This window comes from Bradyrhizobium sp. (assembly GCF_035652035.1).
GTDB lineage: Bacteria > Pseudomonadota > Alphaproteobacteria > Rhizobiales > Xanthobacteraceae > Bradyrhizobium.
This window is the reverse complement of sequence record NZ_DASREO010000033.1, coordinates 14,239-33,978: the sequence shown is the minus strand read 5'-3', so window position 1 is coordinate 33,978 and position 19,740 is coordinate 14,239. Positions and strand designations below refer to the sequence as shown.

The 19,740-nt window shown below is 61.8% G+C and carries 17 protein-coding genes and 1 pseudogene; 9 read left to right on the top strand and 9 right to left on the bottom strand.

Translation table 11 applies throughout. The features are described from left to right. Window positions 1–97: 97 nt before the first annotated feature. The 5 genes and pseudogenes from VFB05_RS11645 to VFB05_RS11625 all read right to left on the bottom strand — a co-directional run. Window positions 98–982 (bottom strand): annotated as a pseudogene (locus tag VFB05_RS11645) (bifunctional transcriptional activator/DNA repair enzyme AdaA); the annotation flags it as partial. Between the two features lie 288 nt (window positions 983–1,270). Beyond that, on the bottom strand, window positions 1,271–2,704 hold the full coding sequence (locus VFB05_RS11640; protein WP_325012361.1) for an adenylate/guanylate cyclase domain-containing protein: 1,434 nt from the start codon (window positions 2,702–2,704) through the stop codon (window positions 1,271–1,273). Between the two features lie 15 nt (window positions 2,705–2,719). After that, window positions 2,720–3,217, bottom strand: a complete 498-nt coding sequence (locus VFB05_RS11635; protein ID WP_325012359.1) for a hypothetical protein — start codon at window positions 3,215–3,217, stop codon at window positions 2,720–2,722. A 40-nt stretch (window positions 3,218–3,257) separates the two neighbouring features. Then, a complete protein-coding gene (locus VFB05_RS11630) occupies window positions 3,258–3,707 on the bottom strand; it encodes an SRPBCC domain-containing protein (RefSeq protein WP_325012357.1) in 450 nt (149 codons plus the stop codon). Further along, window positions 3,694–4,092 (bottom strand): metalloregulator ArsR/SmtB family transcription factor, encoded by a 399-nt coding sequence (locus tag VFB05_RS11625; RefSeq protein ID WP_325012355.1) that lies wholly within the window; start codon window positions 4,090–4,092, stop codon window positions 3,694–3,696. Before VFB05_RS11625 ends, VFB05_RS11630 begins: the two co-directional genes overlap by 14 nt. Before the next feature lie 115 nt (window positions 4,093–4,207). Between VFB05_RS11625 and VFB05_RS11620 the strand changes: the two genes are divergently transcribed. After that, window positions 4,208–4,969: an alpha/beta hydrolase gene (locus tag VFB05_RS11620; protein ID WP_325012353.1), complete on the top strand. Its 762-nt coding sequence runs from the start codon at window positions 4,208–4,210 to the stop codon at window positions 4,967–4,969. Between the two features lie 57 nt (window positions 4,970–5,026). On the opposite strand, the gene VFB05_RS11615 is transcribed toward VFB05_RS11620, so the two are convergent. Further along, on the bottom strand, window positions 5,027–6,259 hold the full coding sequence (locus VFB05_RS11615) for a rhodanese-like domain-containing protein (protein ID WP_325012351.1): 1,233 nt from the start codon (window positions 6,257–6,259) through the stop codon (window positions 5,027–5,029). A gap of 166 nt (window positions 6,260–6,425) precedes the next feature. Between VFB05_RS11615 and VFB05_RS11610 the strand changes: the two genes are divergently transcribed. The 6 genes from VFB05_RS11610 to VFB05_RS11585 all read left to right on the top strand — a co-directional run bounded on the left by VFB05_RS11610 (window position 6,426) and on the right by VFB05_RS11585 (window position 13,476). After that, window positions 6,426–7,967, top strand: a complete 1,542-nt coding sequence (locus VFB05_RS11610) for a PAS domain S-box protein (RefSeq protein WP_325012349.1) — start codon at window positions 6,426–6,428, stop codon at window positions 7,965–7,967. A 117-nt stretch (window positions 7,968–8,084) separates the two neighbouring features. Further along, window positions 8,085–8,879 carry a 2-keto-4-pentenoate hydratase gene (locus VFB05_RS11605; protein ID WP_325012347.1) on the top strand — a complete coding sequence of 265 codons (795 nt, stop codon included), beginning with the start codon at window positions 8,085–8,087 and terminating at the stop codon, window positions 8,877–8,879. A gap of 206 nt (window positions 8,880–9,085) precedes the next feature. After that, complete coding sequence (locus tag VFB05_RS11600) at window positions 9,086–10,540, top strand: hypothetical protein (RefSeq protein ID WP_325012345.1); 1,455 nt, start codon at window positions 9,086–9,088, stop codon at window positions 10,538–10,540. Next, window positions 10,533–11,369: a hypothetical protein gene (locus VFB05_RS11595; protein ID WP_325012343.1), complete on the top strand. Its 837-nt coding sequence runs from the start codon at window positions 10,533–10,535 to the stop codon at window positions 11,367–11,369. The genes VFB05_RS11600 and VFB05_RS11595 overlap by 8 nt, the downstream gene beginning before the upstream one ends. Window positions 11,370–11,374: 5 nt before the next feature. Then, window positions 11,375–12,403, top strand: a complete 1,029-nt coding sequence (locus VFB05_RS11590; RefSeq protein WP_325012341.1) for a hypothetical protein — start codon at window positions 11,375–11,377, stop codon at window positions 12,401–12,403. A gap of 5 nt (window positions 12,404–12,408) precedes the next feature. Further along, window positions 12,409–13,476: a hypothetical protein gene (locus tag VFB05_RS11585; protein WP_325012339.1), complete on the top strand. Its 1,068-nt coding sequence runs from the start codon at window positions 12,409–12,411 to the stop codon at window positions 13,474–13,476. Here VFB05_RS11585 and VFB05_RS11580 read toward each other — a convergent pair. The 3 genes from VFB05_RS11580 to VFB05_RS11570 all read right to left on the bottom strand — a co-directional run bounded on the left by VFB05_RS11580 (window position 13,473) and on the right by VFB05_RS11570 (window position 17,618). After that, window positions 13,473–14,009: an antibiotic biosynthesis monooxygenase gene (locus VFB05_RS11580; protein ID WP_325012337.1), complete on the bottom strand. Its 537-nt coding sequence runs from the start codon at window positions 14,007–14,009 to the stop codon at window positions 13,473–13,475. The two genes, VFB05_RS11585 and VFB05_RS11580, sit on opposite strands and share 4 nt — an antisense overlap. 286 nt (window positions 14,010–14,295) lie before the next feature. Continuing rightward, window positions 14,296–16,191 carry an EAL domain-containing response regulator gene (locus tag VFB05_RS11575; RefSeq protein WP_325012336.1) on the bottom strand — a complete coding sequence of 632 codons (1,896 nt, stop codon included), beginning with the start codon at window positions 16,189–16,191 and terminating at the stop codon, window positions 14,296–14,298. Window positions 16,192–16,193: 2 nt separating this feature from the next. Further along, window positions 16,194–17,618, bottom strand: a complete 1,425-nt coding sequence (locus tag VFB05_RS11570) for a sensor histidine kinase (protein WP_325012334.1) — start codon at window positions 17,616–17,618, stop codon at window positions 16,194–16,196. Window positions 17,619–17,831: 213 nt separating this feature from the next. Here VFB05_RS11570 and VFB05_RS11565 point away from each other — a divergent pair, with 213 nt between their 5' ends. Continuing rightward, on the top strand, window positions 17,832–19,310 hold the full coding sequence (locus VFB05_RS11565; RefSeq protein ID WP_325012332.1) for a sensor histidine kinase: 1,479 nt from the start codon (window positions 17,832–17,834) through the stop codon (window positions 19,308–19,310). Continuing rightward, window positions 19,303–19,695, top strand: a complete 393-nt coding sequence (locus tag VFB05_RS11560) for a response regulator (protein ID WP_325012330.1) — start codon at window positions 19,303–19,305, stop codon at window positions 19,693–19,695. The genes VFB05_RS11565 and VFB05_RS11560 overlap by 8 nt, the downstream gene beginning before the upstream one ends. Window positions 19,696–19,740 lie beyond the last annotated feature (45 nt).

Sequence of the window (19,740 nt, the reverse complement as noted above, 5' to 3'; positions counted from 1 at the left end):
CAAATTCGATGCGATGGAGTGAGCCGCCCTTGCGCGGCGGGACATATCGTCAACCCGGCGGCGCTGCACTCCGCTTTTTGCCTTGAAATTGGTTTTATCCAACCGGGATCGTTTGCAGAGCTTGCCACACGCGCCGCTGAAACGCGGTGCCGCGCACGTCGAGCGGAAGGTTGAGACCGATCTGCGGCGTCTCGACGAAACCAATGACGCGGACAACCATGGACTCATATTCCCTGTCGCCGCCAACCAGCCGCGCATTCGGAAACCGATCCCCGAGATCGCGCACCAGTTCATCCGGATCGTCGCCGATCAGGATCGATGCCACGCCCTTCTCGCTTGACGCCACCAGGATGGCCCCCAGCGAGGACTGCCCCACCGCGAAACGGATGTCTTCATTCGCGCCTCCGGCGCGATATTGCGTCGGCGTCATGCCGAGCATGGTCCGGGATTTTTCGTAGAAGCGGCCCGAGGAGTTGAAGCCCGCGCCGTACATCGCTTGCGTCACGCTGTGCCCCTTCGCGAGCCCATCGCGAACGCGGCAAGCTCGATGGGCCTCGGCATAATCCTTCGGCGTCAGGCCCGTGACACTCTTGAACAGGCGATGGAAGTAGCTGGTGCTCAGCTTGGCGGCGAGCGCAAGGCTCTTCAATGTCGGGACTTCTTCACTCTCTTCGATCAGGCGGCAGGCTTTGGCGACGATCGCCGCATTCTCGATATCGGCCGACGGACCGTCCGGATTGCAGCGCTTGCACGGACGAAAGCCGGTCGCTTTCGCTTCCGCCAATGAATTGTAGAGACCGACATTTCCCGGATTTGCCGTTCGTGAAGGACACGACGGCCGACAATAGACCCCGGTGGTCGCAACCGAGTACCAGAATTGCCCGTCAGCCGAACGGTCGCGGGCCAGCACGCGCCGCCAGCGCGGATCGAACTCGACCGCGAGTTTGGGCCGAATGAATGCAGCTTGCGATTTCGCGGTCATGTCTGTCCCTTCGCGAGTCCTTAAAAGGACTCGATCGCCAACTAGTGTCCCGATTCCGAAGTTCGTCGCGTTTTTCGGAGCCACGTTGCGAACTTCGGAATCGAAAAGGACACTAGCTAATTTATTGATCTAGTGTGGCTTTGGTTCGGAAGTCCGCATGGTGAACTCGCAGCAGCAATGATGCGGACTTCCGAACCGCCACACTAGCGCTTCGTTCAATCGATCGCGCTTTTTTGGCGGTGGGACCACCCGTTTTCCGTGCCGAGCTTTGAGCCCGGCAGCGTCAGATCAAGCGCGTCCTAGGCGATAGACCGACATGGCCTTGCTGACGCCCTTGAGCTCCGCCTGGCTCTTTGTCACCGGGAACGGTGCAATGATGTCCGCCACGCCGGAGGCGTCATGAACGTCCTCGGTGATGCAAATCTCGTCGCCATCGGCAAGGTTCTGCACCCTTGCCGCGATATTCACCGTCTGGCCGAAATAATCGAGCCGCTCGTTGAGCGTGACCGCGATCGAGGCGCCGCGATGCACGCCGATCTTCAGGATGAAATCACGCTGCGCGCGGTCGCGATTGAGCTCATCCACGGCCTCGCGCATTTCAATCGCAGCTCGCACCGCATCGGCCGAGGTCGAGAACGCCGCCATCACGGCGTCACCGATCGTCTTGGTGACGGCGCCATTGTGCCGGACGGTGACGTCGAGAAGATGCTGGAAGTGCCGCTGCACCTGGACGTAGGCGTTGAGATCGCCGATCCGCTCGTACATCGCCGTCGAGCCCTTCAGATCGGTGAAGACGAGGGTCACGTCGAGAACCGCGATGCCTTCCGTTGCGCCGATCACCTCGGAGCGGAAGAAGTCGCGAAAAGTCTGCGTCATCAAAAGGCGCTTGCCGGACAGTGACGGCATGAAGTGAAGCGGCGGACGCTGCGGCGCGCCCGGCGGAAGCTGCAGGATACCGAAAATCACCGGCCGCTTGCTGGTGTTGCGAACCTCGAACACGACCTTGCCGGGAGCGAGGGTTGCCGTGGTGAATTCGCATGTGCTGCCGTCGAGGAGCAACGGCACAGGAGATGCCGGCGTTGCATCGGTCTGCTTTTTTTCGACCGGAAAAAAGCATTGAGCGTCGCTGTCGAAATCCTGGCCGAACAGCGCGCCTTCGCTCGCATCGACCTCAAGACGGACTGTCGCACCCGGCTCGATGCGGGCCAGCTCTCTCACCAGGGTTTTGGCGGCCTCGCTCCAGGGCATGCCGTCGGGCAAGAGGCCGCCGTCCGTCAATTTATAGTGGAAGACGTAATCCCAGGCCGAAAGCGCGTCAGGCCTGTGGAAGCGAATGCTGCGCACGGCGGGTGAAACCGTAAACGTCACCGAGATGAAATCGTCGAGCGCCGCGTCGTAATCGCTTCGACAGAGATGACAGCGGAAATGCGTGTGCAGCTTGCGCAGGGATCGGAAGCTCTCGACGACGTCGGAACACATCGGACAAACCAGCTGCCAGTCCATGTCGAACAGCCCGGCCACGCAGCCGTGGAGAAAGAGATCGATCGCCTCGCCTTCCGCAATCGATTTCTCGGTGGCGAACTGGATCGGATTGATGCGGTAGAGCGCCTCGTCCGCGCCCGAGCGCAGCAGCGTCTCCAGCCGCGAGACGACGCGCGGGCTCCAGGATTTGGCCGCTTCCAGCGCACCCAAGCGCTCTTCGAGCTTCTTCTCGTCGATCATCTGGATGACACCGTTTCAACGAAGCGCGTCGTACCAATGCGCACACGCCCACAGGAACCACATCGCAGCGGCAACCAGGATCGCAGTGGTCGATGCGGAATAGGCCGCCGGCAAGCGCGCGACGGGCACTGTAATCGCATTCGCCGCGAGTGCGAGCGCAATGAGAGCCATGGCTGCCACGAAGATCGTCACCGGCAGCGGCAAGGGTTCAGGGTTCGTCGCATAGCGGCGCCGCGGGAATGTCGCCGCCCAGCATCCGAGCATGATCGCGATCAGGCCACTCGAAATCCGCCAAACCATCGGCGCCGGCAGCTCAAACAAGCCCAACAGCGGCGGCACGAGGGCGCCGAACGTGACCAGGAACCCAAGTTGGATCCAGGAGCGTGCAACGAAGGTGTCGAACTTGGTCATCTGCCCGCCGAGCATTTGCCGCAGGATCATCGTCAGGACTGACAAGCCGGCAAAGGACATGCCGGCAGCCGCGATTGTATAGAGATAACTGATCGCCTCCACGCTATCCCCCAAGCTTGCGTTTCGAATCTGAAAGTTCGACCTAAAGGTCGTTTGAAACCGCGTCCGTCAGATGGTCCAGTATATGTCCCCAGCCCCTGGTATGTCCTTCGACAATTGCCGATGTCGGCAGACGCTCATGGGTCAGCACGAGGTCGGTTTCGTCGCCGCTTGGCGTGAGTTCGACGGTGACCAACGTATTCACGTTATTCGTCAGCGGACCGACCCACGTGAACACAAGCTTGCGCGGCCGGTCGATCTGCACATAGGTGCCGGAAACTTCACGGCTTGCGTCTTGCGATGTCATGACAAGGCTGAAGGCTCCGCCGGGGCGGAGGTCACTCCTCGCCTTGCAATCGACCGCGCCCGGAAATGGGCTCATCCACCGCGCCATCAAGTCAGGTTTGGTCCACAGCTCGAAGATCTCTTCCGCCGTGGCCCTGACGCGCCGGCGTATCTGCACGCTTCCGCCCGTCGCGTCATCGCGAACCATGCTTGCGGTCCTTTGGCCCCGGCTTCTGGTCCTGCTTGAGCTCTAGCAGCAGGCGCTCCATGGCGTCCAGCCGCTCCTCCCAATAGCGGCGTGTCCGCCCGATCCAGCCATCAACCTCGTCCAGCGAACGGGTATTGATGGACAGAATATGGTCGCGCCCTTTCCTCTGCCGCACCACCACGCCGCTCGCTTCCAGCACGCGGATGTGTTTCGACACCGCGTTCAAGGACATATGGAAGGGTTCAGCGATCTCGGTCACGCGCGCTTCGCGGCGTGACAGCCGCTCGATGATCGCCCGCCGCGTCGGATCGGCCAATGCCGCGAAGACCGCGTCGAGCCGCGCGGTGCGCGTGGCCGCTTCCTTCCGTCTTTCGATCTCAATCACCGCGATCCGCTCGTGTCATGATTCGATCATATTCAACCCAACGGTTGACAATCTGTCAAATCGGCGCCTTTATTCAACCCATAGGTTGAATAATTTGACCTGGAGGGAGAATTCGATGCCAAACAAGTCATTTGCTGTTGCCGCTGCAGCGATCGCACTTCTGTCAGCTGCCGCCGTCCCGGCCCGGGCCGAGCCGGTCAAGAACATCGTGCTCGTCCACGGCGCATTCGCCGACGGTTCCGGATGGCGGCGTGTCGTCGATATTCTGGCCAAAGACGGCTACACGGCGAGCGTGGTGCAGGAGCCGCTGACATCACTGGCAGACGACGTCGCGGCCACCAAGCGCGTGCTGGATCTGCAACAGGGCCCCGCCCTTCTGGTCGGCCACAGCTACGGCGGAGTGGTGATCACCGAGGCGGGCAACGCGGACAATGTCGCGGGCCTCGTCTACATCGCCGCCTTCATCCCCGACAAGGGCGAGAGCGCGGTGAGCCTGCTCTCGACGGCTCCGCCCGCCAACAACGACATGCGCGTCACCAAGGACGACAATTTCCTGTACATCGACCCGGCCGCTTTCCCGGCCGATTTTGCCGCAGACCTGTCGCCCACTGATGCAAACTTCATGGCGCATTCGCAGGCGATGCTGGCCAAGGCCGCCGGCGGCGCGCCTGTGACGACGGCCGCCTGGCATCAGAAGAAGAGCTGGGCGCTCGTCGCCTCGCGCGACCACAACATCAATCCCGACCTCGAGCGCACCATGGCCAAGCGAGCGGGGAGCGAAACCATCGAAGTTGTGGCGAGCCACGCGGTCTACGTTTCCAAGCCGGAGGACGTGGCGCGCTTGATCGAACGGGCTGCAAAGGCGTCCGGCAAGTAACCCTTCCGCTCGAGTACGGTTCAGGCGACGGCCCTTTCAGATCACGAAGAAGCCATCTCAAATGACAAAGAAGCCGTGAGTGCCGTCGCGCCTGAGCTGTTCGACCAGGCCATATTCCCAGTCGAAATAGGCCTGCATCGCTTCCCTCGACGCCGTGATGCCTTCGTAAGGGCGTCGATAGCGATGCGATGGATCGGGCTTCGGCACCACTTGCGGCGCTCCGGCCTCGAGCGCGCGATCATAGCCGCCGTCGAGCACATAGACGTCGAAGGCCATCTGCGCGAGCCATGACGCCGTCATGTCGGCGCGAACGCCCTTGTCGTCAGTCAAAAGAATCCGCGCGCCGCGCACGGGCGCCGCCATATCGATCTCCTGAACGAGCTGACCGCCCGGATAGTGGCGAAAGCCCGCAACATGCCCGGCCGTATATTCCTCCACCGGGCGAACGTCGAAGCGATAGAGCGTGCGCGTCGCATCGCTCGCAAGCGCGTCCGCCTCGTCGGAGTTCACATGCTTCACGCCGGCGCGATAGGCGACGTCCCGCGCGCGCTCTCGCGCGCCGTCGAACAGACCGACACCGCCGGATCGATCGGCGCCGTGTTCGAGTGTCTGGTCGGCGAGCGTCCAGCCCATCGTGCCGTTGCGAAGCGCCACCACCTTGTTGGCGATGCCGGCGTTGATCAGCGATTGCGCGCCGATGATCGACCGGGTGCGGCCGGCGCAGTTGACGACAATGGTGGTTGAGGCATCCGGCGCGACATGGCCGGCACGAAGCACCAGTTCCGCGCCGGGCACGCTGACCGAACCCGGGATATTCATGGTCGTGTATTCGTCGGGCCGCCGCACGTCGAGAATGCGTATATTGGCCTCACTCGCCATCAGCGCAGCGACTTCCTCCGCGGCAAGCGAAGGCGTGTGGCGGCGATGTTCCACCAGTTCGCCAAAGGCCTTGGCGTAGGAATTGACGTCGATGAAAATCTCAAAGCCTGCCTTGCGCCAGGCCGCGAGCCCGCCTTCGAGCTGGCGAACATCGCGATAGCCGAGGCTGGCGAAACGCGCCGCGGCCTCGGCGACGAGACCTTCACCGCCATCGTAGAGCACGATCGGCACGTCCTTGCGCGGCAATCTCAACTCGGCTTCGAGCGCGATCCGCCCGGCCGCCATGTTGGCGGCAAACAGGGGATGGCCGGTGGCAAAGGCGGCCTCATGGCGCAGATCGAGCAAGGCAAGTTCCGCGCGCATGAGCAGCAGCTTGCGAACTTGCGAAGGCGTAACGGAAGGGATGTTCATCGAGATATCGCTTGGAGGGACTAAGACTTTAGCCTTGCACGGCAGCGGCGGATATTTCAACCGGCGGCCACGCTCGACCTTTCCTGCCAGATCCCGGGAACTTCCATTGGGGACGGGCGTTTATTTCCGTTAAATCTTAGCCCTCTAAGGGAAGCGGGGGACTGGCGTGGAGCGTACGGATCGGTTCGAGGCCTCGAAATCAAACGAAGGCCGATTCCGCATGCTCATCGAAGCGATCACCGACTACGCCATCTACATGCTCGATCCCGACGGGACCATCACCAGCTGGAATCCTGGCGCCAGGCGTTTCAAGGGTTACGAGGAATCCGAAATCCTCGGCGAGAATTTCTCGCGCTTTTACACCGAGGAAGATCGCAAAGCGGGTCGCCCCCAGCGGGCGCTGGCGATCGCGGCGCGCGACGGCCGGTTCGAAAGTGAAGGCTGGCGCGTTCGCAAGGACGGCACCAAGTTCTGGGCCTTGGCCATCATCGATCCGATCCGCGACAATGCCGGCAGGTTGGTCGGCTTCGCCAAGATCACGCGCGACCTGACCGAGCGGAGAAATACCCAACGCGAACTCGAGGAGGCGCGCGAAGCGCTGCTGCAGTCGCAGAAGATGGAAGCGATCGGCCATCTCACCGGCGGCATCGCCCACGACTTCAACAATCTGTTGATGGCCATACAGGGCAGCCTTGAGCTCCTGCAAAGACGCCTGCCGGGAAACGATCCGAAAGTCTCCAGGCTGATCGACAACGCCGTGCAAGGGACGCGCCGCGGGGCCGCGCTGACGCAACGGATGCTGGCCTTTGCGCGGCGCCAGGAATTGCGGCTCGCACCGCTCGACGTGCGCGACGTGGTGCAACAGATGACCAATCTCTTGCAGAGTTCGCTCGGCCCGCTGGTCCGGGTTGAAACGGACTTCCCGCCGAAACTCCCGAAAGTGATTGCCGACGCCACGCAGCTTGAACTCGCGCTGCTCAATCTTGCGATCAACGGCCGCGACGCGATGCCGAAAGGCGGCAAGATCACGATCGGCGCGCACGAGCGCGCCGATGTGCCGGGCCAGAAAGCGGGGAAATATCTGTGTGTGAGCGTGACCGACACCGGCGCCGGCATGGACGAAGTAACGCTCGCGCGTGCGATGGAGCCTTTCTTCACGACCAAGGGCGTCGGCAAAGGCACAGGGCTTGGGCTGCCGATGGTTCATGGAATGGCCGAACAGTCCGGCGGAAAGTTGTTGCTGAAAAGCAAGCCGGGAAAGGGAACGTCGGCCGAAATTTATCTGCCGGTTGCACCGGATGAGGCGGTGCTGCCGGCAAACAGCGCGGCAGTTCACGTCCCCTCGCCGGGCGACAGGAAACTCGCGATTCTCACCGTCGACGATGATCCCCTGGTCGCTCTCAACACATCGGCACTGCTCGAAGAACTCGGCCACACGGTTTACAGCGTGCCATCCGCGCTTCACGCGCTCGACATTCTGCACGGGGAAAACCAAATCGACCTGATGATCACAGATCAGTTGATGCCTGACATGACGGGTTCGGAATTGGCTGCCCGCATCCGCACCGAAAACGCGGAGATTCCGATCATTCTTGCGACCGGCTATGCCGAACTCGCGCCTGGCGAGGGCGAAGGGTTGCCGCGGCTCGCAAAGCCATTCAGCCAGCGTGAACTGGCCGAAGCGATCGCGCGCGCGGTCGGGTCTTAAAGCCGGCGGCGTAACTGGTTTATCTTTCCTCCTCATGAAGCGCCGCTTGGATTTGCAGGCCGTGTTTGACCACGGCTGGCAAGCCGCTAAGATTTGCAAGAAAAGGGAGAGAAGAACATGGAGGACGTCGCGGCGCAGCGCGCAGGTGAATGGCTTTTGGCCGAACACCAGGCCGGACATCGCTTCGCAACACTGGGCCCTCCGGCTGCGCCGGTCACTATCGCCGACGCCTATGATATTCAGGATCGATATGTTGCGCTGCTGCGCCGCGCGAATGGCGAGGTGGCCGGCTACAAGGTCGGGTTGACATCGGCGACGATGCAAGCTTTTTGCCGGATCGACCATCCGATTGCGGGCCTCGTGCTGGCTTCTCGCGTGCATCGTTCGGGTGCGAAGGTCCGCCGTTCGGATTTCGGCCGGCTTGGGCTTGAGTTCGAAATTGCCGTCCGCATCAAGTCGGACATCCCGATAGCGGCGACAGCCTACACGGCCGCCGCGATCGAACCTCACATTGACGGCGTTTGCGCGGCGATCGAGCTGGTCGATGACAGGGCAGCCGACTATGCGAGCCTCGATGTGCGATCGCTGGTGGCGGATAATTCCTGGAACGCCGGCATCGTACTTTCGGACTTTAAATCAAGCTGGCTCGATCTGTCGCCCATGCTTGGACGCGCCAGCAAGGATGGCGATCCCTGCGGCGAAGGGTATGGGCGCGACATCCTCGGCCACCCCTTCAATTCGGTGGCCTGGCTCGCCACACATCTGGCGGCACGCGGCGCGGCGCTGAAAGCCGGGCAGGTCGTGATGACCGGAAGCGTCATGAAAACGGTCTTCCCCGAGCACGACGCGCATTATCGTTTTGAGCTCGAGGGGCTGGGCGCCGTCGCGGTGCAAGTCGCGTCGGCCCCTTAGGGGCGGAGTATCTCAGGTTATCGCCGGCAAGGCCGATCCGGTGTCCTGTTCGGCGTGCGGCCCGCCATGGATAAACCGTGTTCCGCCCGGCTAAGTCGACAAGCTAAAATCATCGGGAGGATTGCTGGCTGGTACGGACAGGAGTGTTTAATTCATGATAATTCCGAATCAGGCCATTACCCCGTGACCAGCAGGCTGAAGACATCGTGAGCGTCCCCGGAACCCGCCCGTCAGCGATCGCGCGCATCCGGGCCCTGTTGAGTCAGCCGGCCCATCATTACCGCCCCGCCACCACGGTTTTCCTCGATCTGAACGCCGACCGCGTCGCCGACGAATTCGGGCTCACCACGCTCGGAACCGAGCGTGGTGCGGAGAACCGGCCGACGTCCGACGCACAGACGATGGATGATGTCGAACACAAGATTGTGGAACGCATCGAGGCGCACAAACAAGACGCCAACGTCATCTATCTCGACCAGTTGCACACCTACGACGAGCGGCTCAATGCGCTCTCTTTCGAGGAACGCTTTGCCACCATCCAGCAGGCCGCGCCGGAAGCGGTCGGCGATTTTCGCGCCGAAGCAACCGTGGGTCGCGACGAGCTCTTTGTATTGCGCCGCCGCCTCAACGAATCGGAAATCGAGCGTGAGCTGTTTCGCAAACACCATCGCATCGAACGGCCGGCGCGGTTGGCGAGCCCCGGCAAGATCATCCTGAAGATCGGCGTTCTCGCCATCCTGTTCATCATCGAAGTCGTGATCAACGGCAGCTTTCTCGCCAAGGCCAATCTCGGCGGCCTGCTTGGCGGCGCGGTGCAAGCGGTGACGTTCGCCGCGCTCAATATCATTGCCAGTTTCTTCTGGGGCATGGTGCTGGTCCGGCTGGTCAATCGCCGTAACTATGTCCTGAAGCTGGTTGGCGTCCTCTCATTCCTCGCCTATCTCGCCTTCGCCATCGCACTCAATCTCACGCTGTCGCATTTGCGCGAAATCCCGCCCGCGGTCGCCCTGAGCGACAATGTCGGCCAGGAAGTCCTGCACCGGCTCCTCACCTCGCCTTATGGGCTGACCGACATCAATTCATGGCTGCTGTTCGCGCTCGGCTTCGTCTTCTCGCTGATCGCGATGGCGGACGGCTTGATGTTCTTCGATCCCTATATGGGCTATGCCGGCCTCGAGCGGCGATGGATCGAAGCGACGCGGCAATTCGCCGACGCGCGCGGCGAGTTGATCGAGCGGCTGCGCGACATTCGCGAGGATGCAACCGAAGCCATGAACGAGGCCGCGCGCGACCTCTCGGTCCGGCGCAGCGAATATGATTCTTTGTTGCAAGGCCGCTCGCGGCTCGCCCAGCGCTTCGAGCAGCATCAAAGCCAGATCGAGCAGACCGCGCGCGCCCTGCTGGAAGTCTACCGCGAGGCCAATCGCAGGGCCCGTTCGACACCCGCTCCCGGCTACTTTGGCAGGGCCTACAGCCTGGATCGGATCAACTATGTGGGCGCAGAGCCGAGCACAGGCGCCCGTGAGAACCTGCGCGCCATGATCGCTGAAACCCAGGAACTCCTGAGCCAGCAGATCAAGGCGATCCACGACGCATTCGATTCTGCGGTACGCACCTATCGCGAGATCGACGAGTTGCTGCCGGAGAAGAAGAGTGGCTAGACGTAAGCCGAGGCAGCGCCATTCCGCAGCGCTCGGCTGGTCGGGCCTCGGTGGCGCCCTGCTCCTGCTGCTGGCGATCGGTTCCGGCGGGACGCTGGCCTATTTCTACTTCTCGGCCCCCGAACGTCCTGTGCTCGATCCGCAAACGCTTTGCCCGGTCGACGGCCCGAAGGGGGTCACGGTCGTTCTGGTCGACACCTCGGACGACCTGCCGGAGACGACGCGGCGCGAAGTCCTGGGCCAGCTCGACGACATGATCACGACGCTGCCGCCGTTCTACAAACTCGATATCCGCGTTCTCGATATCGCAGGTCAGCGGAGCCGTTCGCTGTTCGCCAAATGCAATCCGGGCGACGGCGCTGGCCTCAGCGAATGGACCGACAACCCGCGAATCGCACGGCTGCGCTGGATCGAGGATTTTCGCAAACCTGCCGCCGACGCGGTCAAGAACAGCATCGCGTCCGCCAAGGCGAGCAGCTCGCCCATCATGGCGGCCATTCAGGATATCGCGATCGGTGAATTTTCCAGCGCCGCGCGCGAAAATGCCCGAAAGACGCTATATGTTATTTCGGACATGATCGAATACACCAGGGACTACAGCCAGTATCCGCGCGCGGGCGATTTGTCGTTCCAGCGCTACAAGCAATCGCCGGCGTACCTGAAGTTTCGCACCGACCTGCATGGCGCCACCGTCATCCTCCGCTACGTGACACGGCAAACCGGAAGCCAGCAGCTTGTGGATAGCACCAAGCACATGGAATTCTGGAAGGCCTGGATCGAAGACAACCGCGGCACGTTTGGCGGCGTCAAACGACTGCAGGGAGCCTGACGGGAATGGCCGCTTACGATTTCAAGCCCAGTCTGCCGCCCGGGCTCGTCAACGGACTGCTGTTCTTTGCCGTCGTCGTCGTCGGCAGCGGTTACATCATTTTCTCGAAGCTGCATGATTTTGGTGCGCTCGCCGTCACGACCACGCCGGTCCTGATCATGATCGCCTATGCCGGCCTGCTCGGCGCCCGGCTGTTCCGCCTGCGCGACGACCAGTCCGGCGACAATCTCTACTACATGGGTTTCCTCTTCACCCTGACGTCGCTTGCCGTCTCGCTGTATCAGTTCTCCGCTGCCGGCTCGGCCGAACAGATCGTGCAGAATTTCGGCATCGCCATTGCCTCGACCATCGCCGGCATCACCTTGCGCATCATGTTCAACCAGATGCGGCGTGACCCGATCGAGACCGAGGCCACATCGCGCCTGGAACTGGCCGAAGCCTCGCGGCGGGTGAAGCGCGAGCTTGAGAGCTCGATACTCGAATTCGGCTATTTCCGCCGCATGACCCAGCAATCCATGGCCGATGCGATGGATGAGATGCGGGAAAGCATCGGCAAGGCGCATCGGCAATTTGCCGCGCAGCTTGAGACGATAGCCACAGGCGCGAGCCTGCCGTTCGACGAATCCTCCAAGATCTCGGGCGCGACGCTGGCGAGCCTGAACAAGAGGACGGTCGAGGTCCTCGAAGTTTCCAGGCAACTGGTGCAGGAAGGCGAAGACCTCGCCAGGAACACCGCGAGCATCGTGCAATCGATCGATGCGCTGTTCGCGCGCCTCACCGCGCACCGGACCTCCGAAGAGGCGATCGGAACCCAGCTCGTGCCGATGATCGAGCGGTTGACCGAATCGGTCGACGCGCTGAACGACAACGCTCAAAACCAGTCGCGGAGTGCGGAGATCAACCTGCGGCACGCGCAAAACGTCGTCATCGCCATGAGGGAATTGCTGATCGAAATCCAGGCCACGCGACGAGGGATCATCCCGCGCGCGCTCGGCTTCATGGCGCCACGGTCGAACGAGAGCCCGAGAAGATAGAGCCGATGGAAGGACAGATACTCGAGCAGCGATCATCGTACCGGCGCGGCCTGGTGCTCGGGCTCACCATGGCCGAGATCATGGTGCTCCTGGTCTTTTGCCTGCTCATCGCGATGGCGGCTTTCCTCAAGCGCGAGGAAACCAGGCGCATCGCGGCCGAACAGGAACTCACGGCGGAGAAGGCGCAGAACGAGCAAATCCGCGAGGTGGTCAATGCGCTGAGCAAGAGCGCGGCGGTCGCCGAGAAGGTCGAGAGCCTCTCGGGCCTGAGCGATCCGCAGGCGATCGACCAGTACTGGCGCGAGCTGGTGGACAGCCGGACCGTTGTCAAGGAGATCGAGAAGAAGCTGACGGTGAAGGAACTGCGCGAGGGCCTCGCCAATATCGCCGCCTTGCGCGCCAACAACATCGACGTCGACAAGGCCATTCATGATGCGGAAATCGTCGGCGCCATCAATCGCGCGATGGCCAAGCCCGGCGATCCGCAAGTCTCCGCCCAGGCCGTGCTGGACACGCTGGCGCGCGGCATGGCTCCCGGTCCCGGCGGCCATCAATGGCCTCCGATCATCCGGATGAGCGAGGCCGATGGCTATTTCTTCAAATCGGGCAGTGCCGAGCTGTCGCCGTCCTTCCAGGAAGCGCTGCTCGTCAAAACTCCCGGCGAAATTCTCAACTACATCCGCAAATACGACGTCGATATCATCGAGGTCGTCGGTCATACCGACGAGCGTCCGATCGGGCTGCGGCAATATTCCAACCTCGATCGCGACCTTTTGCCGGTGTTGAAGAGCGAGGCCGGCATCATCAGCCTCGTCCCTGCCGACAATGCCGGTCTAGGCCTTGCGCGCGCGGTCGCGGTGGTGAGCGTATTGCGCCAGAGCCCCCTGCTCGCGGGGTACAAGTTGATCCCGCTGTCGGGCGCGCAGCTCGTGAATACAGACGAGACGCTGGCGATTTCGGGAACGCCCGGCGACATTCAGCAGCGCCGCCGCATCGAGATCCGCCTGCGCAAATCGTCAAGCGGCGAGGCGACCGCGAGCATTCCTGCTGCTGCAGCCGCCCTGCCGCGCTAGCGGCGCTGCACGGGCGGATATTCCTGTGGCGCCTCGGCGCGGTCGTACATCGTGTAGTCGCGCGTGATCTCGAACACCTTGCTGTCTGCCGGCGCCGTTTGCGCATCCGGCGCCTTTTCGGAAAGCACCAGAAACTTGCCGTCCCGGTAGACGCTTTTGAACAGCTCGCCGGCGACCGGCCGCGCCGGTTCGGCATCGTAATAGGAAACCCACAGCGTGCGAGCGCTGGAAGCCATGCGCGACGAGTCCACGGCGGCACCGATCCGGATCCGATAATCCCTGAAATGCTGCTCGCGCCCGGCACGCTGGATCGCGCGGTGCTGGCTATGCTGACGCCAGCGCACGAGGGCCTCTTCATCCGCCCACCATTGGTGCGAGAGAACGACCCCGGGTCTGTCGAGACTGGTGTAGCGATCGATGAACAAGACACCGCCGCTTCGGTCGAGCTCGGGCCTCAAGATCGCTGCCAGTTCGAAATAACGCGCGGCGTGCCCCTCATCGAGCGGGATCACCTCAAAGAACAATCCAATCATCGACGCGGCCTCCGATGCAACAACGGCGGATTGGCTTTTCTAGGATATAACCGCAGGACAGGCAAAGCCTTCGCGGCGCCGCCAGTAAAGACGCCGGCTAGTGTCCCGATTCCGAAGTTCGTAGCATTTTTCGGAGCCACGTTTCGAACTTCGGAATCGAAAGGACACTAGCTAGTTTATTGATCTAGTGTGGCTTTGGTTCAGAAGTCCGCATGACGAACCCGCGGCAACATCGATGCGGACTTCTGAACCGCCACACTAGCTTGAGGCGACTGCGCGCCGCCCATCAGCGGCGGAGGACCGGACCGTGCGCGAGGCCAGCCAGGACGTTGGGGATTTCGCTGGTTGGAACCGGCTTGCTGTAAAGATAGCCCTGAACCTCGACGCAGCCTTCGAGATTGAGGCAACGCATCTGTTCTTCGGTCTCGACGCCTTCGGCGGTCGTCGTCATGCCGAAGCTGACGCCGAGGCTCGCGATCGCGCGAACGATGGCGAGGCTGCCATCGTCGACGAGCAGGTCGCGCACGAACGACTGATCGATCTTGATCTTGTCGAACGGGAAGCTGCGCAGGTAGCCGATACTCGAATATCCGGTGCCGAAATCGTCCATCGAGATACGGACGCCGAGTTCCCGCAGCTGGTTCAGGATCGCGATATTGCGTTCCGATTTTTCCAGCAGAACCGACTCGGTGATCTCGAGTTCCAGCCGCGAGGCCGCGATGCCCGAGGCGGCCAGCGCGCTGACGACGGTCGCGACCAGGTTGCCCTTGGAGAATTGCAGCGGAGAGAGATTGACGGAGACCCGGATATCGTCCGGCCAAGTCGCGGCCTCCATGCAGGCTTGCCGCAGGGCCCACTCACCGAGTTGGATGATGAGGCCCATGTCTTCGGCGACCGGAATGAACTCCGACGGAGGCACGGCGCCGCGCTCCTTGTGATCCCAGCGCATCAGCGCTTCGAAAGCGGTGACGCGCTTGGTCTGCAGGTTGACCAGCGGCTGATAGTGGAGCTCGAACCCGCCCTGCGCGAGCGAGGTGCGCATGTCGCGCTCGAGCGAGCGGCGCGTCTGAACGACAGCGTCCATTTGCGGATCGAAGATCCGGTACGTGCCACGGCCTTCCGACTTGGCGCTGTACATCGCAAGATCGGCGCTCTTGAGCAGACTCTCGGTGCTCATTTCGCCTGGACGCGCGACCGCGATGCCGACGCTGGCGCCAACGGTCACATCGTGCCCGTCGATGTTGTGCGGGCGACCGACGATTTCGATGATGCGCTCAGCCAGATGCGTGGAAGACGTCGGCTGCGGGCTCGACATCTGGAGGATGGCGAATTCGTCGCCGCCTAGTCGTGCAATCCGGTCCGTCGACGGAAGCAGATCACGCAGGTGAGCCGCGATGTGCTTGAGCAGCAAGTCGCCGACGGAATGTCCGAGGGTGTCGTTGACCGCCTTGAAACCATCGAGGTCGAGGAACAGAACCGCCAGCGGATGCGGCGCCACCGAGACATCGCGCAGCGCCTCGTCGAGCTGCTCCTTGAAGAGCAAGCGGTTGCCGAGTCCGGTGAGGCTATCGTGATAGGCGAGATATTGCGACTTTGCCTGGAGCTCCTCGCGATCGGCGATTTCTTCCTTCAGCCGCTGGTTGGCATCGATCAGGCGGTGAGTGCGCTCTTCGACGCGGCGCTCGAGATCCTCGTTCGCCTTGCGCAATCCCTCGTTAGCCAGCGCCACCTGCTGTTCCGCGCGGCGGCGGCTGATCTGCGTGTTGACGCGCGCCAGCGCCACGGCGAAGTCCACCGGCTTGGTGACGTAGTCGTTGGCGCCCTGCTCCAGCGCATCGACGATGTTGTCGCTTTCGGATTTGGCAGTGACCATGATCACCGGCAGGGCCGAGGCTGACTTTTGGGCACGGATACGCTTGAGCGTCTCCATGCCATCGATGCCGGGCATCATCACGTCGAGCAGGACGAGATCGAACGGATTCCGTTCGATCAGATCGATCGCAACCAGGCCCGATTCCGCTTCCGTCACCTCGAAGCCGCGGCGCTCAAAACGCCGCTTCAAAATCGTGCGGTTGTCACTGATGTCATCGACGATCAGAAGCCGGGGTTGGCCCTCGGGGGCCTCAGCCTCTTGGTCAGGAGGCGAAAAAGCCTCGGCAACATTCGTAATGGAATTAGACATTTTCATACTGCTGCTGAATGGGCGAATTTCAATACGGTCGCGGTGTTGTCTTCGGCGTCGTGCTGCTCGGTCATCCAGGCAAGCACGCGGATGGAGAAGCACGAGCCCTGCCCGACCTCGCTCCTGACAGAGATCGCGCCGCCCATCAGCGCGCACAGCTTCTGACTGAGCGCAAGCCCGAGGCCGGTGCCGCCGAACTTGCTTGAAGTCGAACGGTTGGCTTGACCGAAATTCTGGAACAGCCGGCCGATCTCTTCTTCGGCGATGCCGATACCGGTGTCCTGCACCTGGATCTCGATCCAGTCGCCGGCCTGACGTTTCCTGCGCTGGACGGCGAGCGTCACGGTTCCGTTCTGGGTGAATTTCGCCGCGTTGCTGAGCAGATTGAGCGCCGCCTGGCGCAGCTTGGTCGGATCGGTCGAGACGATGCCGAGATCCGGCGGACATTTGACGACGAGCTTGTTCTTGTTCTCGACCACCATCGGCTCGACGGTGGCGACGACTTCCCGCACCATCTCGTTCAGATCGAACTTCTCGATCTTCAGGTCGATACGGTTGGATTCGATTTTCGAAAGATCGAGAACGCCCGTCACCAGCGACAGCAGATGTTTGCCTGCGGAATTGATGCGCTCGAGATCGGCCTTCTTGCGGCTGTCCTTGCCGGCTTCGACGTCGTCCAGCAGGATTTCCGAAAAGCCGATCACCGCGTTCAGCGGCGTGCGAAGCTCGTGGCTCATCTTGGCCAGGAAAATCGACTTCGCGCGGTTGGCCTTTTCGGCCATATCCTTGGCCTCGCGCAGCCGGATCGACGTTTCGCGATGCAGCTCGGCCTCGCGCTCGAGGTCCGATCGCATCGAGATCATGTTGGCGTAATAGATCGCCATCCAGGACATGTAGATGGTGGCCGAAAGGATCGAGATCCAGCCGACCATCGAGAGCTGCTCATGGGAGAGCCGATCGGGAAAGCCCCAGGCGAGGTAGGCGGCTGTAAAGCCTGCGATGTTGAAGGTGAAGAGCCCGACCACCAGGACCGGCCGCTCCGACAGATAGAAGAACCCGAGCAGCAGGCTGACGAGCAACCACGGCAGGAACGGCGAAGAGACACCGCCATAGAAATACGCGCCGAACAGCGAGGCGAATGCGAGCAGCTCGACCGACATCAACGCCGAGAGCTGCAAATTGCCGGTGTACTTGTAGACAAACGGCAGGGTCCAGAACAACCAGATGCCGACGATGATGGTCCAGCACGCAAGGCCTGGATGCGGATCGCTCAGATACAGGAAGACGCTGATCGACTGTGACAGCGCAGGTCCAGCCAGATGGGTGAAGACGAAGTTCTGCGCCCGGCCAAACTCGGAGCGTTCCAGCCTGGCCTCAGGCGGAATGAACCAGTCGATCAACCTGACGATCTGACCCCAGATCTGCATTATTGTGCGCCCCGCTGCACTTGATCACCGCGGAACTTAGCGCGGCCGGCTTTAAAAATCGGTTTAGCTATGCCTTTTCAGGCATTAACGCGGTTTTAAGCTGGGCCTGAAAATGTTAGGCGTGGGCAGTTGTGCGTGCCTGCCCTGCGATGCGTCGTCGATCCTGACGCACGGATATTGACAAAATCATTTGCGTAAGGCGGCGCGACTTTCATGAAAGCCAAACTTGCAACGGCGCTTGCCGCCCTTGATCGTCTGGTTAACTATTTCATTCCGCCCGCGATTGCGGCCGACCGGGATACCAGAAACCGGGCGCACGTCTTCCTCGTCAGCCATATCCTCGGGCCCTTCATCGGCAGCGTGGTTCCGATCGCCATTTTCGTGCTGGATCCCGCGCCCGGATACGATGTCGCCGTGCTGGCAGCATCGATCATCGCCTTCTGGGCCTTCCCCTTCATCTTGCGCGCAGGCATCCCCTACAATCCGCTGGCGCTGGTTTCGATCGAGAACCTGATCTTCTGCATTCTGTGGAGCTGCTATTTCTATGGCGGCGTCACCTCGCCGACGCTCGCCTGGGTGCTCGTCATCCCGCTGCTCGCATTCTTCTATCTCGGCTCCTCAACCAAGCTGCGCCTGATCGTCGAGGGGATGTTCGTCGTCAACGTCGCCGTGTTCGGCCTGTTTTACTTCTTTGGTTTCCAGATCAATAGCAGCCTGCCCGTCGCTGCCATGCAGGGCCTCGGGCTGGTGTCGACGACCGCGGCAGCCATCTACGTCGCCATGATGGCGCTCTACTACGCAAAAATTCAGGCCTCGCACAGCGAGCTCGAAGGCGAAATGCGCCAGCATATGGCGACCGCGACCGCATTGCGCGCTGCGACCGAAGAGGCCGAGCGAGCCGGCGCTGCAAAAGCCGAGTTTCTCGCCAAGATGAGCCACGAACTGCGCACGCCGCTGAATGCCGTCATCGGCTATAGCCAGATCCTGCTCGAGGACGCCGAGATCGAAGGCGACAGCGCCAGCGTTTCGGACCTGACCAAGATTCACATGGCCGGCCAGCATCTGCTCAAGCTCGTCAACGAAATCCTTGATCTATCGAAGATCGAGGCGGGCAAGATGGAGCTGGACCTGGAAGAGGTCGATATTTGCAGGCTGATCGAGGACATCGCCGAGAACGCAAAGCCCGCCGCGGTAAGCAACGGAAACGAGTTCAGCTGCGCGATATCGCCTGATCTCGGCTTCGCGCTTTGCGACACGAGTCGGTTCCGCAACATGGCCGGGCAGCTGCTCGACAATGCCGCCAAATTTACCCAAAACGGCAAGGTCGGGATCATCGCCAATCGCGTTCCCGGACAGGACGGCGACCAGCTTGTGGTCGACATCACCGATACCGGCATCGGCATTGCACCCGACAAGATCACGCATCTTTTCGAAAAATTCACCGTCGCCGACGATTCCTCTACCAGCAAATACGGCGGGACGGGGCTGGGGCTGGCCCTCAGCCAAAAGCTCTGCAAACTGATGGGCGGAGAAATTGCGGTCGAAAGCACGCTCGGCCAGGGCAGCCGTTTTACGATCCGCATCCCGCTCGTGGCCGGCCGGCGAAAGACCGACGCGCACGTTGCGGCGACGCTGGTTCCGGAAGCTTCGGACGAGTTTTTCGAGCACGCCGCGAAAGCCCACCATGCATAAGATCCTGCTGGTCGAAGACAATGAGATGAACCGGGACATGCTGACCCGGCGTCTGCAGCGTCACGGCTTTTCGGTTTGTTGTGCCATTGATGGCGCAAGCGGCGTCGCCATGGCCGCAAGCGAAGCTCCGGATCTGATCCTGATGGATGTGGCGCTTGGCGAAATGGACGGCTGGGAAGCGACGCAGCTGATCAAGGCCAATCCGGCGACCTCGGCAATCCCGATCATTGCGCTGACGGCGCATGCGCTGGCCAGCGACCGCGCGAAGAGCGTGGAAGTCGGCTGCTCCGATTTCGACACCAAGCCCGTCGATTTGCAGCGGCTCCTGGGCAAGATGCGGGCGCTGCTGCCCGACGCCAAGCAAAAGGACGCGGCCGTCGCATAAAGAAAAAGGGCGCCGTTTCCGGCGCCCCTTTTTCTCGAGCTTGGC

Excerpts from the sequence above, each read along its gene's own strand:
- VFB05_RS11640 (WP_325012361.1), bottom strand. The coding sequence starts at position 2,704 with ATGATCGACGAGAAGAAGCTCGAAGAGCGCTTGGGTGCGCTGGAAGCG.
- VFB05_RS11630 (WP_325012357.1), bottom strand. The coding sequence starts at position 3,707 with ATGGTTCGCGATGACGCGACGGGCGGAAGCGTGCAGATACGCCGGCGC.
- VFB05_RS11620 (WP_325012353.1), top strand. The coding sequence starts at position 4,208 with ATGCCAAACAAGTCATTTGCTGTTGCCGCTGCAGCGATCGCACTTCTG.
- VFB05_RS11615 (WP_325012351.1), bottom strand. The coding sequence starts at position 6,259 with ATGAACATCCCTTCCGTTACGCCTTCGCAAGTTCGCAAGCTGCTGCTC.
- VFB05_RS11605 (WP_325012347.1), top strand. The coding sequence starts at position 8,085 with ATGGAGGACGTCGCGGCGCAGCGCGCAGGTGAATGGCTTTTGGCCGAA.
- VFB05_RS11590 (WP_325012341.1), top strand. The coding sequence starts at position 11,375 with ATGGCCGCTTACGATTTCAAGCCCAGTCTGCCGCCCGGGCTCGTCAAC.
- VFB05_RS11585 (WP_325012339.1), top strand. The coding sequence starts at position 12,409 with ATGGAAGGACAGATACTCGAGCAGCGATCATCGTACCGGCGCGGCCTG.
- VFB05_RS11580 (WP_325012337.1), bottom strand. The coding sequence starts at position 14,009 with ATGATTGGATTGTTCTTTGAGGTGATCCCGCTCGATGAGGGGCACGCC.
- VFB05_RS11575 (WP_325012336.1), bottom strand. The coding sequence starts at position 16,191 with ATGTCTAATTCCATTACGAATGTTGCCGAGGCTTTTTCGCCTCCTGAC.
- VFB05_RS11570 (WP_325012334.1), bottom strand. The coding sequence starts at position 17,618 with ATGCAGATCTGGGGTCAGATCGTCAGGTTGATCGACTGGTTCATTCCG.
- VFB05_RS11565 (WP_325012332.1), top strand. The coding sequence starts at position 17,832 with ATGAAAGCCAAACTTGCAACGGCGCTTGCCGCCCTTGATCGTCTGGTT.
- VFB05_RS11560 (WP_325012330.1), top strand. The coding sequence starts at position 19,303 with ATGCATAAGATCCTGCTGGTCGAAGACAATGAGATGAACCGGGACATG.